Origin of the sequence: Sandaracinobacteroides saxicola (genome assembly GCF_014117445.1) — a bacterium.
GTDB lineage: Bacteria > Pseudomonadota > Alphaproteobacteria > Sphingomonadales > Sphingomonadaceae > Sandaracinobacteroides_A > Sandaracinobacteroides_A saxicola.
Window position 1 is genome coordinate 127,231 of the sequence record NZ_CP059851.1, and the last position, 15,033, is coordinate 142,263.

The 15,033-nt window shown below is 70.1% G+C and carries 12 protein-coding genes; 6 read left to right on the forward strand and 6 right to left on the reverse strand.

Annotated features, from left to right (window positions below):
* Positions 1 to 18 precede the first annotated feature (18 nt).
* The 3 genes from H3309_RS00620 to H3309_RS00630 form a co-directional block, all read right to left on the reverse strand.
* Positions 19 to 1,158, reverse strand: a complete 1,140-nt coding sequence (locus H3309_RS00620; protein ID WP_182296531.1) for a DUF1501 domain-containing protein — start codon at positions 1,156 to 1,158, stop codon at positions 19 to 21.
* On the reverse strand, positions 1,155 to 2,567 hold the full coding sequence (locus tag H3309_RS00625) for a DUF1800 domain-containing protein (protein ID WP_182296533.1): 1,413 nt from the start codon (positions 2,565 to 2,567) through the stop codon (positions 1,155 to 1,157). Before H3309_RS00625 ends, H3309_RS00620 begins: the two co-directional genes overlap by 4 nt.
* A gap of 63 nt (positions 2,568 to 2,630) precedes the next feature.
* Positions 2,631 to 3,749 (reverse strand): CaiB/BaiF CoA transferase family protein, encoded by a 1,119-nt coding sequence (locus H3309_RS00630; RefSeq protein ID WP_182296535.1) that lies wholly within the window; start codon positions 3,747 to 3,749, stop codon positions 2,631 to 2,633.
* A 236-nt stretch (positions 3,750 to 3,985) separates the two neighbouring features.
* Between H3309_RS00630 and H3309_RS00635 the strand changes: the two genes are divergently transcribed.
* From H3309_RS00635 to H3309_RS00650, 4 genes are all read left to right on the forward strand, one after another.
* Complete coding sequence (locus H3309_RS00635; protein WP_243453790.1) at positions 3,986 to 4,705, forward strand: PEPxxWA-CTERM sorting domain-containing protein; 720 nt, start codon at positions 3,986 to 3,988, stop codon at positions 4,703 to 4,705.
* A gap of 180 nt (positions 4,706 to 4,885) precedes the next feature.
* Positions 4,886 to 5,599: a hypothetical protein gene (locus tag H3309_RS00640; RefSeq protein ID WP_182296537.1), complete on the forward strand. Its 714-nt coding sequence runs from the start codon at positions 4,886 to 4,888 to the stop codon at positions 5,597 to 5,599.
* Positions 5,600 to 5,815: 216 nt separating this feature from the next.
* Positions 5,816 to 7,138, forward strand: a complete 1,323-nt coding sequence (locus H3309_RS00645; protein WP_182296539.1) for an FAD/NAD(P)-binding protein — start codon at positions 5,816 to 5,818, stop codon at positions 7,136 to 7,138.
* Between the two features lie 154 nt (positions 7,139 to 7,292).
* A complete protein-coding gene (locus tag H3309_RS00650; RefSeq protein ID WP_182296541.1) occupies positions 7,293 to 8,009 on the forward strand; it encodes an RraA family protein in 717 nt (238 codons plus the stop codon).
* A gap of 157 nt (positions 8,010 to 8,166) precedes the next feature.
* Here H3309_RS00650 and H3309_RS00655 read toward each other — a convergent pair whose 3' ends face one another.
* Positions 8,167 to 10,584 carry a TonB-dependent receptor gene (locus H3309_RS00655; protein ID WP_182296542.1) on the reverse strand — a complete coding sequence of 806 codons (2,418 nt, stop codon included), beginning with the start codon at positions 10,582 to 10,584 and terminating at the stop codon, positions 8,167 to 8,169.
* 171 nt (positions 10,585 to 10,755) lie between these two features.
* Here H3309_RS00655 and H3309_RS00660 point away from each other — a divergent pair, with 171 nt between their 5' ends.
* Together H3309_RS00660 and H3309_RS00665 are read left to right on the forward strand one after the other, a co-directional pair.
* A complete protein-coding gene (locus tag H3309_RS00660) occupies positions 10,756 to 11,766 on the forward strand; it encodes a LacI family DNA-binding transcriptional regulator (protein ID WP_182296544.1) in 1,011 nt (336 codons plus the stop codon).
* Between the two features lie 76 nt (positions 11,767 to 11,842).
* Positions 11,843 to 12,799, forward strand: coding sequence for an ester cyclase (locus tag H3309_RS00665; RefSeq protein WP_182296546.1), 957 nt, complete (start codon positions 11,843 to 11,845; stop codon positions 12,797 to 12,799).
* Here H3309_RS00665 and H3309_RS00670 read toward each other — a convergent pair.
* Together H3309_RS00670 and H3309_RS00675 are read right to left on the reverse strand one after the other, a co-directional pair.
* Positions 12,750 to 13,733 (reverse strand): 2-hydroxyacid dehydrogenase, encoded by a 984-nt coding sequence (locus H3309_RS00670; RefSeq protein ID WP_182296548.1) that lies wholly within the window; start codon positions 13,731 to 13,733, stop codon positions 12,750 to 12,752. The genes H3309_RS00665 and H3309_RS00670 overlap by 50 nt on opposite strands.
* 2 nt (positions 13,734 to 13,735) lie before the next feature.
* A complete protein-coding gene (locus tag H3309_RS00675; protein WP_182296550.1) occupies positions 13,736 to 14,962 on the reverse strand; it encodes a glycerate kinase type-2 family protein in 1,227 nt (408 codons plus the stop codon).
* Positions 14,963 to 15,033: the final 71 nt, after the last annotated feature.

Sequence of the window (15,033 nt, forward strand, 5' to 3'; positions counted from 1 at the left end):
GCGGCGTTTGGCGAGGGGTCAGAGGGTCAGCGGTGGCGGCGGGGCGTCGGGGAAGAGCTGGCGGGCAAGGCGGGCCGGGTCCTGCGCGAAATGGCCGGCGGCGAGGGTGAGGATGAGGGCGCGGAGGTCGGTGGTGGGGCGCAGGTCGCGCCCCTCGAACCGGGCGGCGGGGGCAAGGCCGGGCCAGTCCGCCAGCACGCGGCCCGACAGGCGGGGGAAGGCGGCAAGGCCGCCGCCGGCGACGAGGGCGGCGCCGCCGGTGCCATGATCGGTGCCGCCGGTGCCGTTGACGGCGACGGTGCGGCCGAATTCGGTGGCGGCGAGCACCAGCGTGTCCGCCCAAAGAGGGCCAAGGCCGGAGGCAAGCGCGGCGATGGCGCCATCCAGTTGCCGCAGCTGGTTGGCGAGACGGCCTTTCTGGCCGCTGTGGGTATCCCAGCCGCCGATTTCCAGCGTGGCGAGGCGGGGACCGTTGGCCTGGGCGAGGAAGGTGGCGGCGATCTTCGCCAGTGCCTGCGGTTCGGCGCGGTTGCCGGTGGGGTCGGCCATGCCGCTGGCCAGCGTGCGGGCGCTCAGCGCCTCGCTCCACAGCGGGTGCAGCAGCGGGTCGGCGGCGTAGAGGCGGGTGACGCGCGACAGCAGCGCTTCCTGCGCGTCGGGCAGGTTGCTGGGGGCATAGCTGGTGACGTTCGCCGGGCCTTTCAGCGCCAGCGGGATCACGGGCGCGATGGCGACCGCGCTGCTGCCGGCGAGCGCCCCGGTCAGCCGGTTCATCCAGCCATCGCGCAGGGCATGGACGGCGGCGGCCCCGCTTTCCAGCACGTCCTGGCCATCGAAATGGCTGCGGTCGCGATAGGGGCTGGCGACGGCGTGGACGAAGCCGGCCTGGCCCCGCGCGGCGAGCGCGGCGGTCTGGGCGAGCGCCGGGTGCAGGCCGAACAGCCCGCCGGGCAGCGGCAACGGGTTTTCCACGACCAGCGCGCCGCGCGCGGCGGCATAGCCCGGGTCGGCGCCGGGGATGACGGTGTCGAGGCCGTCCATGGCGCCGCGCAGGATGATGAAGACGAAGCGGCGCGGGGTGGGCGCGGCGGCGAAGGCGAGGCCGGGCAGCAGGCCGGCGGCAAGGCCGGTGCCGAGCAGGAGACGGCGGCTGATCATCGGCGCAGGAACTCCGGCGAGAGGAAGAGGAGGGCGAGCGCCTGGGCGCCGCTGTCCGCCGCGGTGATGGCGTTGGCGGTGGTGGGCGTCAGCGTGCCGGGCAGCAGGCGGGGGGCCAGCGTGCGGGCGTCGAGCGCGGCGGGGAGCAGGGCGGCGAGGCGCTGCGCGGTCTCGACGCGGCGCATCAGCGCGTCGGGCGCGGCCCAGGTGGCGGCGGTGTCCCCCCAGCCGGCAGGGGAGCCGGGCCGCCAGGGCGGCTGGCCGAGCGCGTTGAGGGCCGGCACGATGCCGAAGCCGGGAAGGTCGCTGAGGCCGGCGCCGCGCAGGGCGGCGATCAGCCAGTCCCAGGGGCTGCGCACCTTGGCGGCGGGGGCCGCCCAGCTTTCGGGGGCGCTGGCCAGGGCGCGGTGGAGCGTCGGCAGGTCGCCGCGGCCCTGCAGGAAGCTGTCGGCGAGGCGGGCGACGAGGGCGGGTGGCGGATTGTCGGCGACGAAATGACGGGCGAGCTTGGTGGCGAGGTGGCGGGCGGTGGCCGGGTGGCTGGCGAGGGTGGCGAGCATCGCCTCGGCCTGGGTGGCACCGCCCTGGCGATAGCGGGTGCCGAGCAGGCGGCGGTCGCCGGGTTCGTGCCAAGCCGGCTGGAAGACGAAGGCGCCGTCCGGGGCATCCCGGCTGAGGCGGGCAAGCGGCCCGCGCCGGGCAAAGCCTCCGACGCTCCAGCCGGTCAGCGCGCGGGCGAATTCGCTGACATCGGCCTGGGTGTAGCCACCGTCGACGCCGAGCGTGTGCAGTTCGAGGATTTCGCGGGCGAGATTCTCGTTGAGGCCGACCGGGCGCGGCGGCTGGCCATCGGCGCGCGGGCGGCGCGCGGCGGCACGGGTGCCGACCTCGCTGCCGGGGCCGATGGACTGCGCCTGGTCGAGGTAGAGCAGCATGGCGGGATGGCGGACGACGGCAAGCAGCAGGTCGGCGAAGCGGCGGTTCAGGTTGGGGCGGATCGCCTCCACCTCCAGCGTGTGGGCGAGGCCGAGGGTCTCCAGCTTGTCGGCGCTGACGGTGAAATGGTTGGCCCAGAAATGTGCCAGCCGTTCGGCAAAGGGCGTGGCCGTGGTGAGGGCGGTGACGGCGCGGGCGCGCACGGCCTGGCTGTAATCATCCTGCGCCTGTTTGCGGACGATGCGGCGCGCCTCCATCCGGGCGGCGGGGTCCTGCCCATAAGTTTCGCGCAGCGCGACGAGGCGGGCGGTGACGGCGGCGCTGCCGGCGACGGCGGGAAAGGCGTCGGCACGGAAGCGGTCGAGCTGCGCCAGGAGGTCGGCGCGCGGGTCCGCGGGGGCCGGCCCATCGGGGCGGGCGCCCAGGCCGAAGCGGTTGGCGGCGATGGCGGGGGCGAAGACGGGCAGCGACATCGGAACCTCTGCGCCTGACTACGCCGCGCGTTCGGGCTTTTCCCCGGCGGTTGCGTCCAGGCGTTAGCGCACCGCGCCCGATGCCTTCAGCGCGGCGGCATCGAGGCCGAGTTCGGCGAGCAGCGCGTCCGTGTCTGCGCCGGCTTTCGGGGCGGGCGTGGGGGTGGGGACCGTGGTGGCGCTGTAGCGGGGCGCCGGCATCGGCTGGGTCATGCCGCCGATGTCGGCGAAGCTGCCGCGCGCGGCATTGTGCGGGTGAGCCGGCGCCTCCGCCATGCTGAGGATGGGGGCGTAGCAGACGTCGGTGGTTTCCATCAGCGCGTCCCAGTGGGCGCGGGGCCGGGATTTGAACAGCGCGGTCAGCTTCGCCTTCAGCGGGCCCCAGCTGGCGGGGTTCATCTGGGCGTCGAAATCGGGATCCTGGTCCAGGCCGGTGCGGGCGCGCAGCTCGGCGTAGAATTGCGGCTCGATGCTGCCGATCGAGATCCACCGGCTGTCGGCGGTTTCATAGCTGTCGTAGAAATGCGTGCCGGTGTCGAGCAGGTTGACGCCGCGCTCGTCTTTCCAGATGCCCAGCCCGCGGAAGCCCCAGATCATCGCCATCAGCACGGCGGCGCCCTCGGTCATGGCGCAGTCGATCACCTGGCCCTGCCCGGTCTTCTGCGCGTGCAGCAGCGCGGCTGTCATGCCGAAGGCGAGCATCATGCCGCCGCCACCGAAATCGCCCACCATGTTGATCGGCGGCGTCGGCTTGTCACCGGCGCGGCCATAGGCGTGGAGGGCGCCGGCGAGCGCGATATAGTTGATGTCATGGCCGGCGGCGGGCGCATAGGGGCCGGTCTGGCCCCAGCCGGTCATGCGGCCATAGACGAGGCGCGGATTGTCCGCGAGCAGCGTGTCGGGGCCGAGGCCCAGGCGCTCCATGACGCCGGGGCGCAGGCCTTCGAAGAAGCCGTCGGCGGTCTTCACCAGCGCGCGCACGGTGGCGATGCCGTCGGCATGTTTCAGGTCGACGATGATCGATCTGCGGTTGCGGCCCAGCACCGGCTCGGGCGCCTGGGCACCGGGGCGGTCGATGCGGATCACCTCCGCGCCATGGTCGGCGAGCATCATGCCGGCAAAGGGCCCGGGGCCGATTCCCGCCATTTCGATGATTCGGATGCCGTCGAGTGGCCCGGCCATGTTCGTCTCCCTGCGGCTAACCATGATTTTGCCACGTGCTAGCGCGTGGGCGGCGCGGGAGGCAAGCCGCTGATTCGACAGGGGTGACGGGAAAAATACCAATTAATGTGTCAGTTAAGTTATAATCTTTCCATCCACTTCGGCTTTGACGCTGCATTGACGAACGATGCGGAACCCGTTCTAGCGACGCTAAAGGTCGCAGCGTCGAAAAGGCGCGATAACAAGGTGGGGTTCGCATGATCAATCGCATGAAGCTGACCGTTGCCGCGGCGCTGGTGTCGTTGGCGGTGATGCCGGCGCGGGCGCAATATCTGGTGGATACCGGGGCCGGCGCGGGGCCGGATGCCTGGGTCCTCGCCGGCGGCGCATCGCAATGGGGCACCAATGTCAACTGGGCGGGGAAATTCACGCTGTCCAGCGCCTCGGTGATCACCTCGCTGGAATATTGGATGGATGTGGTGAATGCCGGGTCCTTTGCCATTCGCGTGTACAGCGCCGCGAAGGGCCTGCCGGGATCGTCCGCGGCGCTTTATGCGCGCGGCGTGTCGATGGGCAGCAGCAGCGTGGCGGGCGGCGCCGCCTGGCGGGGGGCGACACGGCAGGCGCTGACGCTGGCACCGGGCAGCTACTGGATCAGTTTCGAATCGTCGCGGACGTCGACCTTTGACGCGCTGCTGCCCAATTATCCCGCCAGTCCGCTGCTGGATCAGGCGTTCCGCGTGGGCAGCGATCCCTGGGAGCCGGCGGGCACTTTCGAGCCTTTCGGGGTGCGCATCGGCGGTTCGGCTGTGGTGGCCCTGCCGGGTGACCAGCTGGAGGGCGGGGCGCTGCTGGGCCGCTTCGACGCGGGCGCGATGAATGCGGCGGTGCCGGAAAGCGCCACCTGGGTGATGCTGATCGCCGGTTTCGGGCTGGTTGGCGCCGGGCTGCGCCGACAGCGGGCCGCCATCGGCTGACCGCAGATTCAGAACGGGTCATATCCCCCCCGGTCGCCTGCCGTGCGACCGGGGGTTTTCTTTTGCCGCCGACGTACGACAGTGCGGAGGATGAATGATTAACCATATTTCATGTGGGCGCGATCCAGGTCTTGTCATGTCGCGTCCGGGGCCCTGTTCTGTTGCGTAAAGGGGGATCAAGTGGATCTGAGGCTGGACACGCCGTCAATCCGGTCGAGCGACCGGACCTGGTTCGCCCCGTTTCTTTACAATGCCGGCTACTTGTTCAGCTATCTGCTGTTTCCGACCCGGGTCTGGCCCTATCGTCTGCTGCGCTTCTTCGGCATTGGCCTGATGGGACTGACGCGGGGTGTCGGAACCGCCGGGCTGCCGCTCGCCACGGGCAATGCCATCTGCATCGCGGGGTACCGCCATTCGGCCAACAGCTTCCTGGTCAGCAATGTCGACCGTGATGTGCATGCGCTGGTCCTGTCGCACAACCATCGCGCGTGGGAAGTGCGCCGCGCGGTGGCGTTGAAGCTGCCGGTCCTGTTGCTGGTGCGCGATCCGAAGGCCATCGCGGAATCCACCTGGCTGCGGTCTCGGGTGGGATGGAACGGCCAGCGCTATCCCATCTGGCCGGCGACCACCCTGCTGTGCTGGATGCTCTATCATCGCGCGGTGATGCGGTTCGAGAGCCGGCTTTCGGTCGTTTGCTTCCAGCGCGTGATCCGGGGCTGGCCGGCGGTGGTCGAGGCCGCCGCGGCGCGCGGCGTGACCTTGCACCTGCCGGCGCGGGAGGAAGCGATCAATGGCCTTGGCAATTTGCGGCCGGTGACGCTGAGCCGCTGGGCGTCATGGCTGCTGCGCCACGCCGAGGCGCGGCATCGCGCCCTGGTGGCGAAGAGCATTTAGAGTGCATTTCGCAAAAGTGTGAAGCGGTTTTCCGACAAGAGTGCACGACAACAAAAGATAGACCCCCATTCTGATCCCATCAGAATGGGGGTTTGGCACGGCCGGTCCGACAAGGAAGGCGCGGGGCCGCAGGAGCAGCCGTCGCGCTTCAACTCCGGGGCAAACGGGGCTAGATCGGTGACGCGCGCTGTGGCGTTCCGGTCGGGAGCATTGAACATGTCATCGGCCGTGGGGCGCGTCGCCATCATCGGTGCGGGATTTTCCGGCACCATGTGCGCGATCAACCTGGTGCGCCACGGCGCCGCCGTCGACCTGATCGACGCCTCCGGGCATTTCGGTGGCGGCCTCGCCTTCGGCCGCGCCGCCCCCGGCCATCTGCTCAACGTCCGTGCCGCCAACATGAGCGCGCTTCCCGATGCCCCCGACCATTTCGCCCGCTGGATGGCGCACCAGGGCATGGACGGTCATGGCTTCGCGCCGCGCCGCGCCTATGCCGACTATCTGGCGCAGCTTCTGGCGGAGAGCGAGGCCGCGCATCCCGGCATGCTGGCGCGCCACCATGGCCGCGCCGTCGCTGCCTCGCCCGCCGGCATCACGCTGGACGGCGGCCCCTTCCTGCCCGCGCGTGCCACCATCCTGGCCGCGGGCAATTTCCCGCCCGTGCTGCCGCCGGGCGTCGATCCGGCAAGGCTGCCCCCCGGTCGCTGGCACCCCGACCCGTGGCGGCTGGATGCGCCCGCCCTTGTGCGCGCAGGCCCGGTGCTGCTGCTCGGCACGGGCCTGACCATGGTCGATGTCGCGCTCAGCCTGGCGCGCGCCGGGCCGGCGCCGCTGCACGCGCTGTCGCGGCGCGGCCTCACCCCGCGCGCGCATGCCGATGCCCCGCCGGCGCCGTTGCCCGATTGTCCGCGCGGCAGCCTCGCCGAGTTGCTGCGCGCCACCCGGCGGCGGGCGGCGGACGTCGGCTGGCGCTCCGCGGTCGATGCCCTGCGCCCCTACACCGCCTCGCTCTGGCAGCGCGCCACCCTTGACGAGCGCCGCCAGTTCCTGCGGCATCTTCGCCCCTGGTGGGACGTTCACCGCCACCGCCTTGCCCCCGAGGTCGCCGCGGATGTCAGGGCGCTGCGCGAAACCGGCCGCCTCTCGGTGGTGGCGGGCCGCATGGTTGCCGCCGTGCCGTCGCCGGAGGGTATCGCCGTCCGCTGGCGCGGCCACGATGGCGACGAGACCAGCCTCAGCGTCGCCCATCTCGTCAACTGCACCGGCCCCGCCGGCGATCCGTCGCGCGCGGGCGATCCGCTGATCGGCGCGCTGCTGGCCCGCGGCGATGTCCGCCGCGATGCGCTCGGCCTCGGCCTCGACGCCGACGCCCAGTGCCGCGCACTCACTGACGCCGGCCCCAGCGACTGGCTGCATCTGGTCGGCCCGCTCAGCCGCGGCGCCTTCTGGGAGATGACCGCGGTTCCTGACATCCGCCGCCAGGCCTGGATGCTCGCCCGGCGCCTGTGCGCCGCCCATTGGGTCGGTGGCGAGCTTTGATCCGGACCACCAAGCGTCTGCCCGCCCGCCGTCCAAGGGGGACAGCGGGCGGCCTTCCCGACCTCCCCTGCCTTGCCGATCGCGGCATGCATATATATGCAGCTTCCAGACGTCCGGGCGATGCGATCCCCGGTGGCGGGCCTTTGCGGGAGGGATGACCATGGGCTGGGGTGACGGGGTCGACGCGGCGTTGCTGGCGCGGTTGCGGGCGTTCGACACGCCGACCATCTGCAATGCGCTGGAGCTGGCGACCGGCGGCCGGCGCGCGACCGGCTTCACGCGGCGCACCATGGTCTGCCCGTTCCCGGCGCTGCCGCCGATGGTGGGCTTCGCGCGGACGGCGACGCTGCGCAGCGCCGCGCCAAGTTCGATGGCAGCGGCGGAGGCGCGGGCGCTGCGGCTGCGTTACTATGCCCATGTCGCAGGTGGCGGGGTGCCGACCATCGCGGTGATCCAGGACCTGGACCATGATGTCGGGCTGGGCGCCTTTTGGGGAGAGGTCAATTCCAAGGTCCATCGCGCGCTGGGATGCGCCGGGGCGCTGACCAACGGCGCGGTGCGCGACCTCGACATGCTGGCGCCGGACTTTCCCATCGTCGCCGGCTGCGTCACGCCGAGCCATGCCTTCGTCCGCATCGAGCAGGTGGGCGGCGATGTCGAGATATTGGGGATGCCGGTGCGCGACGGCGACCTGATCCATGCCGACCGGCATGGCGCGGTGACGATCGACCGCGACGCGGCGGCCCGCCTGCCGCATGCGATCGAGGTGATCATCGCGCGCGAGCGGCTGATCCTGGAGGCCGCCGCGCAGCCGGGGTTCGGCGTGGAGGCCATCCGCCGGGCGATGGCGGAGGGCGACGACATTCATTGAATCATTGCGTGCGCGACGACCGCGTGAGAAATTGCGCGGGGGGTGGCGAAAACGGTGATTTGCGCGCACCGGAGCGCAGCGTGCTTGACGCACGTGAGCACCGGGGCACAGCAAATCGCCGTTTGCAGCCCGCTCTGCGCGATCTATCGCACGGTCGTCAGAATTTGGCGCGGAGGCGCACGCCATAGTTGGTGGGCAGGCTCCAGGTGGTCTGGTTGATGCCGTCGCCGCCATAGACGGTGCGCTGGTTGACGATGCTGTTCTCGATATTCTCGACATAGGCATCGATACCGAAGCGGTCGTTGGCGCTGCTCCAGCTGACGCGCAGGTCGGTCTTGGTGAAGGCCTTCTGGTCGCCGTTGTTGTCGAGGAAGGAGACCTGCGTCTGTGCTGAATAGGCGCTGGAGAAGAAGAACTGCACCTGCGGCGTCAGCCGGCCCATGTCGCCCAGGTCGATGTCATAGGCGCCGATGACGCTGGCGGTGAACTCCGGCGCGAATTGCGGCCGCAGGCCGCGCAGGCTGATGAAGCGCGCGGTCGGCTGCCCCAGGCCCTTGACGGTCTGGTGCGGGGCCAGCACGCTGTAGGCACCGAATTTCGAATCGAGATAGTTGGCGGTCAGTGTCACGCGGAAATTCTCGACCGGCAGGATTTCCAACGCGGCTTCGACGCCCGTCGTCTTGATGTCGCCGCCGTTGACCGCGATGGTGTCGACGCTGCCCGAGGCGTTCAGCCGCTGGAAGCTGGTGACCAGGTTCTTGTATTTGGTGTGATAGATCGAGCCGTTGAACTGGACGCGATTGTCCATGAAACGGCTCTTGATGCCGAGCTCGTAGTTGATCGACTTCTGGTCGCCGGTGGTGGTGCCGTCGGTCGCCAGCGAGCCCGAGAGGAAACCGGTGGAGACCTGCGCGAAGACCAGCACATCCTCGCCGGCGTCGAACTCGACCGCGCCGCGCCAGGTGACGTTGCTATAGTCGCGCTTGGTCCTGCTGGTGGCGAGCGCCGGGTCGGTGGAGAAGCCATCGACGGTGATCGGCGCGAACAGCGGGAATTGCGGGCCGCGATAGGAGGTCGGCCCGTTGAAGTTGACCGAATCCTTCTTGTCGATCGAGTAGCGGATGGCGCCGACGACGCGCAGTGAATCGATGAGTTCGTAGCTGGCCTGGCCGAAGGCGCCGAGCGTGGTGACGTTGACATATTGGAAGGTGTTGGAGTTGCGGCCGTTGCGGTTGGCAACCGTCGGATCGCCCATGTTGATCTGGTTCACCAGGATCGGCGTGGGGTTGAGCACACGGACCGTGATGCCGTCGGGCGTCGTCACCAGCGGGCGGATGGCGTTGTTGAAATCATCGGTGACGAGGTAGCGCAGCGAGGCGCTGAGAAACTGGATCTTGTCCCGCGAGGCATAGCCGCCGAGGTTATATTTGAAGCGGCCGGTATCGCGGGAGGCGAGTTGCAGTTCCAGCGTGTAGGATTTCACCCGCTCGCGCAGGAAATCGGCGGCGATCGGCGCTTCGCTGAAGTCATTGTCCTGACCGACATCGAGCTTGAAGTCGGTGTAGCTGGCGATGATCTTGCCATCGAGCGTGTCGGCGAGCGGATAATTGCCCTCCAGCGTGGCGTTGAACTCGTCGATGCGGTCGTTGTGGACGAAGTCCTTGTTCACCGTGTGCGGGTCATTGGGGTTGAAATCGCGCGTGCCGGCGGCACCGCGCCGCGGGTTGCGGCAATCCTTGGTGGTGCCATAGGGATCGGTCAACCCTTGAGCGTTCAGGTTGCGGCAGACGCCGGTATAGGCGAACAAGCCGGCGACATTGCCGCGTTCACGCACATTGGTGACACGCAGCGTCAGGTCGCCGCCGCCGGCGGGGGCATAGCGCGCCGAGCCGCGGAAGGCGACGGTGTCGATGGTGCCGAGATTCTCGCCGTTCAGGTTCTTCACATAGCCATCGCCGCGCTCGTAATAGCCGGCAAGGCGCACGGCGAAGGAATCCGACAGCGGCGCGTTGACGAAGCCTTCGGTGCGCAGCGTGTTGAAGCGCGCGTAGGAGACGGTGGCGCCGGCGGCGAAGCCGGTGGTGCTGGGGGCGTTGGTGTAGAGGTTGACGGCACCGGCGAGCGTGTTGCGGCCATAGAGCGTGCCCTGCGGGCCTTTCAGCACTTCCATGCGGGAGACATCGAAAAAGGCGCGGGTCTGTTGCGAGGCGCGGGGTTTGTAGACGCCGTCGACGAAGACCCCGACCGAGGGCGCGGCGTCGAGGAAGGTGTTGTTGGAATTGGCGCCGCGCAGCGAGATCTTGGCGTCGGGACCATAGCGGGCGAAGGTGAGGCCGGGCGTGATCAGCTCGATCCGGCTGACATCGGTGATGCCCGAGCGTTCGAGACCGGCGGCGGTCACGGCCTGGATGGCGATCGACACGTCCTGGATATTCTCGGCGCGTTTCTGCGCGGTGACGATGATATCCTCCAGCCCGCCGGTGTCGGCCTTCGCCGCGGTCTGCGCCTGGGCGGCACCCGTCAGCGCCAGCAGGCTGACGGAGGCCAGGATGATGTTCATCGGTGCGATCTGCATGTGCTTTTCCCCCTTCGTGCCACAATTGCCATCGGGCATCGCCCCGGCCCTTCTTCGGGCACATCGGCGGTTGCGGCGGCAAAGGTGCGACAAACTGAATATATATGCAACAGCAAACTGCATATATTTGCAAGCTCTTGTTTCGCGCGGTGCGTTGCTTAAGGTGCGGCGGTGCCCAAACCGAAACGCGCTTCCTCGACCGATGTCGCCCGGCTGGCCGGCGTCTCCCAATCGGCGGTGTCGCGCGCCTTCTCGCCCGGTGCCATCGTCTCCGTCGCCACGCGGGAAAAGGTGCGCGCGGCGGCGGCGCAGCTGGGCTATCGGCCCAATGCGCTGGCCAGCAGCCTGATCACCAAGCGCACCAACATCGTCGCGCTGATGACCGGCGACATCGCCAATCCGCACTATGCCCGCACCATCAACGCCTTCTCGCTGGGGTTGCAGGAGCGCGGGCTGCACGTGCTGCTGTTCTCGCTGACCGACGGGCAGGATGTGGAGGCCGCGGTGGAGGAGGTGCTGAAATATCGCGTCGATGGCGTGATCATGATTTCGGCGGCGCTGTCGGCGGAGGTGGGGGAGGCCTGCGCCAAGGTCGGCGTGCCGGTCGTGCTGTACAACCGCTATGCCTCGCAGCCGAACGTCAGCTCGGTCCGGATCGAGAACCGGCGCGGCGGCGCGATGGTGGCGGAACATCTGGCAGGCAACGGCCACCGCCAGCTGGGGTTCATCGCCGGCACGCGGGTGGATCGCACCAGCGAGGACCGGGAATGGGGCTTTGTCTCGACGCTGGCGAGCGTGGGGGCGTTCCTGACGGCGCGGGTGGAGGGGGATTATAGTTTCGAAAGCGGCCGGGCGGCGATGCACGAGATGATGCGTGCCGTGGTGGTGCCGACGGCGGTGTTTGCGGCGTCCGACCTGATGGCGTTCGGCGCGCTGGACGCGGCGCGGCACGACCTGAAGCTGCGGGTGCCGCAGGACATCGCCATCGTGGGCTTCGACGACCTGCCGGCGGCGGGCTGGCCGAGCTATGACCTCTCCACCATCCGCCAGCCGGTGGAGGCGATGGCGACGGCGGCGGTGCGGCTGCTGCTGGAGCGGGTGGGCAATGCCGCCGCCGAGCCGCAGACGCTGCTGGTGCCCGGCACGCTGATAAAACGCGGGTCGTCGGCGATCACGCGCTGAGCGTCACGCGCCACGGTTGCGCCGCCCGCCGGTCTGTGCTGAATATATATGCAGCACAGACAGGGGTGGTGGGCAGATGCGCGGTTTTGACCCGAAATTCACAAGTTTTCCCGACTATATCGAGAAGATCACGCGGGAGATCTGGGAGGATCGCGGCATCGGGCTGTCGCTGCGGAAATATTATGCGCCCGACGTGATCGTGCGGGCATCGAATGCCATCATCACCGACAACCGCGGGGTGACGGCGGCGACGCTGGCGACGCTGAACGAGTTTCCCGACCGGCGGCTGGTCTATGAGGATGTGATCTGGGCCGGCAACGACGACGAGGGCTATATCTCCTCCCACCGGCTGATCTCGGTGATGCGCAAGCAGAATGACGGGGCCTATGGCAAGGGTCTGGGCCAGCTGGTGCGCTCCCGCATCATCGCCGACTGCGTGGTGCATGAAGGGGTCATCACCGAAGAGTGGCTGGTGCGCGACCATGGCGCCTTCGCCGCCTGCCTGGGGACGACTCCGCGCGCGCTGGCGGAGACGATGATCGCGCGCGGCGATACCAGCGTGTTCACCCCGGCGAACGACAAGCCGGGGCCCTATCGGGCACGGATCGAGGATGGGGCCGAGGCGCGGCGCTATGCCGAGGCGTGGCGCACGATCTGGGGGGCGAAGACGCCGGCGGCGATCCGCGACCATTATCACCAGGGCGTGACGGCGTTCGTCGCCAATGGCGAGGTGCTGAGCGGGCATGAGGATCTGGACCGCTTCGTGGTCGGCTATCTGGCCTCCTTTCCCGATGCCGCGCTGACCGTCGACCATCTGATCGTCAACCGCGATCCGGGGCAGCCGGTGCGGCTGGCGCTGCGCTGGTCGATCGAGGCGACGCACAAGGGCTGGGGCCGGTTCGGCGAACCGACCGGCGCGCCGGTCTATATCCTGGGGATGACGCACGCCTATATGGTGGATGGCCGGGTGACGATGGAGTGGATCACCATCGACGAAGTGGCGATCTGGAAGCAGATCCTGGCGGCTGGCTGACCGGGTCCGGCAGCGGGTCGCCGGCGAAGAACGCGCGGGCGTTGGCGAGCGCGCGCAGGCCCATGGCGGTGCGGGTCTCGGTGGTGGCGCTGCCGAGGTGGGGCAGCAGGAAGCTGTTGCGAAGGCTGGCGTAGCGCGGGTCGAACGCCGGCTCGTTGGTGAAGACGTCCAGGCCGGCGGCGGCGAGCTGGCCGGATCGCAGCGCGGCGATGACGGCGTCGTCGTCCACCAGTTCGCCGCGGGCGGTGTTCACCAGGATGGCGCCGGCGGGAAGCCGGGAGAGCGTGTCGGCGTTGATGATGGCGCGGGTCGCCGGCGTGAGCGGGGCGTGCAAGCTGAGGGCCTGGCAGCGCGGCCAGAAGTCGGCGGCGTCGGCAACGAACTCCCAGGGCAGGCCGGGTTGTTCGCGGCGGCCGTGGTAGAGGATGGTCATGCCGAAGGCGGCGGCGCGGGTGGCGGTGGCGGCCCCGATGCGGCCCATGCCGAGGATGCCGAGCGTCTTGCCGCCGAGGTGCGTGCCGAGCATTGCGGTGGGGGCCCAGCCGGTCCAGGCGCGGGCCCGCATCATCGCCTCGCCCTCCGCGGCGCGGCGCGCGGCGCCGAGCATCAGCAGGATCGCGAGGTCGGCGGTGGCGTCGGTCAGCACGTCGGGCGTGTTGCTGATGGCGATGCCGCGCGTCGTGGCGGCGGCAAGATCGATATGGCTGGTGCCGACGCCGAAATTGGCGAGCAGGCGGACAGTCGTGGGCAGCGCCGCGATGGTGGCGGCGTCGAGCCGGTCGGTGACGGTGCAGAGCAGCGCGTCGGCATCGGTGGCGGCGAAGTCGGCGGGCGTCCAGGGCCGGTCATCGGGGTTGGCGCGCAGGGTGAAATGGCGCGCGGCCTCGGCCTCCACGGCGGCGGGGAGGCGACGGGTGAGGGCGAGGGTGGGCATGGTCAGCTTTCGATCAGGATGGCGCGGAAATCATTGACGTTGGTGCGCGTGGGACCGGTGACGATCAGGTCGCCCAGGCCAGCGAACAGGGCGTGGGCGTCGTTGTTGGCGAGGAGGGCGGCGGGGTCGAGGCCGCGTGCGCGGGCGCGGGCAAGCGTGGTGCCGTCGGCATGGGCGCCGGCGTTGCTCTCGCTGCCGTCGATCCCGTCCGTGTCGGCGGCGAGCGCAGTGACGGGGAGGCCGGCGATGCCGAGCGCCAGGGCGGCGAGATATTCGGCGTTGCGGCCGCCGCGCCCGCTGCCGGTGACGGTGACGGAGGTTTCGCCGCCGGAGAGCAGCAGCTGCGGGCCGTGGCCGACCAGACCGCGGGCGAGGGCGGCGTGGGCGCTGCCCAGGGTGCGGGCCTCGCCCTCCAGCCGGTCCGAGAGGAGGGTGCAGCGCAGGCCGCGGCGGGTGGCGAGCGCCGCGGCGGCGCTGAGCGCGGACGCGGCGGTGGCGGCGATGCGGTGGCTGAGCGCCGGCAGGACCGGCGGCGACGCGGGACGGGCGAGGTGGCGGGCGATGTCGTCGGGCAGCGGGATGCGCCAGCGGGCGAGGATGGCGGCGGCGGCCTGTGGCGGGGAGGGGTCGGGAAAGCTGGGGCCGGAGGCGACGAGCGCGGGGTCGTCTCCGGGCACGTCGGAGATGACGATGCTGTGGACGCGCGCCGGCGCGGCCGCGGCGGCGAGGCGGCCGCCCTTGAAGGCCGACAGGCGGCGGCGGACGCTGTTGATGTCGGCGATGGGGGCGCCGCAGTGGAGGAGCGCGCGCAGCACGGCGGCCTTGCTGGCGGGGTCGATGCCGGGCGCGGGCAGGGTGGTGAGCGCCGAGCCGCCGCCCGAGACCAGGACGAGCGCGAGATCGTCGGGACCGAGGGTGGCGGCAAGGTCGAGCATCCCGCGGGCGGCCTGGGCGCTGCGCGTGTCGCCATGGGGGTGGCCGGCGAACAGCAGCCGGATGCGATGCAGTGGCAGGCCGTGGCCGTCGCGGGTGACGGCGAGGCCTTCGAGCGGTCCGGGCCAGTGCGTTTCGACGGCGGCGGCCATCGACGCGGCGGCTTTTCCGAAGGCGAGGACGGCGGTGCGGCCGCGCGGTGGCGGGGGCAGGCAGGGGGGGACGCAGTGCGCCGGATCGGCGGCGGCGACGGCCGCGGCGAACAGCTCGGTCAACAGGGCTTGCGCTGGCGTCATGGCTGGTGAATATATATGCAGTGAGCGCCGCACAAGCGCTGACGGCAGCGCGAATGGCAGCGCGGAGGGGG

What these genes read in the sequence shown, in the direction of transcription:
- H3309_RS00635 (WP_243453790.1), top strand. Translation starts at nt 3,986, where the DNA reads ATGATCAATCGCATGAAGCTGACCGTTGCCGCGGCGCTGGTGTCGTTG.
- H3309_RS00670 (WP_182296548.1), bottom strand. Translation starts at nt 13,733, where the DNA reads ATGCCCACCCTCGCCCTCACCCGTCGCCTCCCCGCCGCCGTGGAGGCC.
- H3309_RS00630 (WP_182296535.1), bottom strand. Translation starts at nt 3,749, where the DNA reads ATGGCCGGGCCACTCGACGGCATCCGAATCATCGAAATGGCGGGAATC.
- H3309_RS00650 (WP_182296541.1), top strand. Translation starts at nt 7,293, where the DNA reads ATGACCATGGGCTGGGGTGACGGGGTCGACGCGGCGTTGCTGGCGCGG.
- H3309_RS00620 (WP_182296531.1), bottom strand. Translation starts at nt 1,158, where the DNA reads ATGATCAGCCGCCGTCTCCTGCTCGGCACCGGCCTTGCCGCCGGCCTG.
- H3309_RS00645 (WP_182296539.1), top strand. Translation starts at nt 5,816, where the DNA reads ATGTCATCGGCCGTGGGGCGCGTCGCCATCATCGGTGCGGGATTTTCC.
- H3309_RS00675 (WP_182296550.1), bottom strand. Translation starts at nt 14,962, where the DNA reads ATGACGCCAGCGCAAGCCCTGTTGACCGAGCTGTTCGCCGCGGCCGTC.
- H3309_RS00655 (WP_182296542.1), bottom strand. Translation starts at nt 10,584, where the DNA reads ATGCAGATCGCACCGATGAACATCATCCTGGCCTCCGTCAGCCTGCTG.
- H3309_RS00625 (WP_182296533.1), bottom strand. Translation starts at nt 2,567, where the DNA reads ATGTCGCTGCCCGTCTTCGCCCCCGCCATCGCCGCCAACCGCTTCGGC.
- H3309_RS00665 (WP_182296546.1), top strand. Translation starts at nt 11,843, where the DNA reads ATGCGCGGTTTTGACCCGAAATTCACAAGTTTTCCCGACTATATCGAG.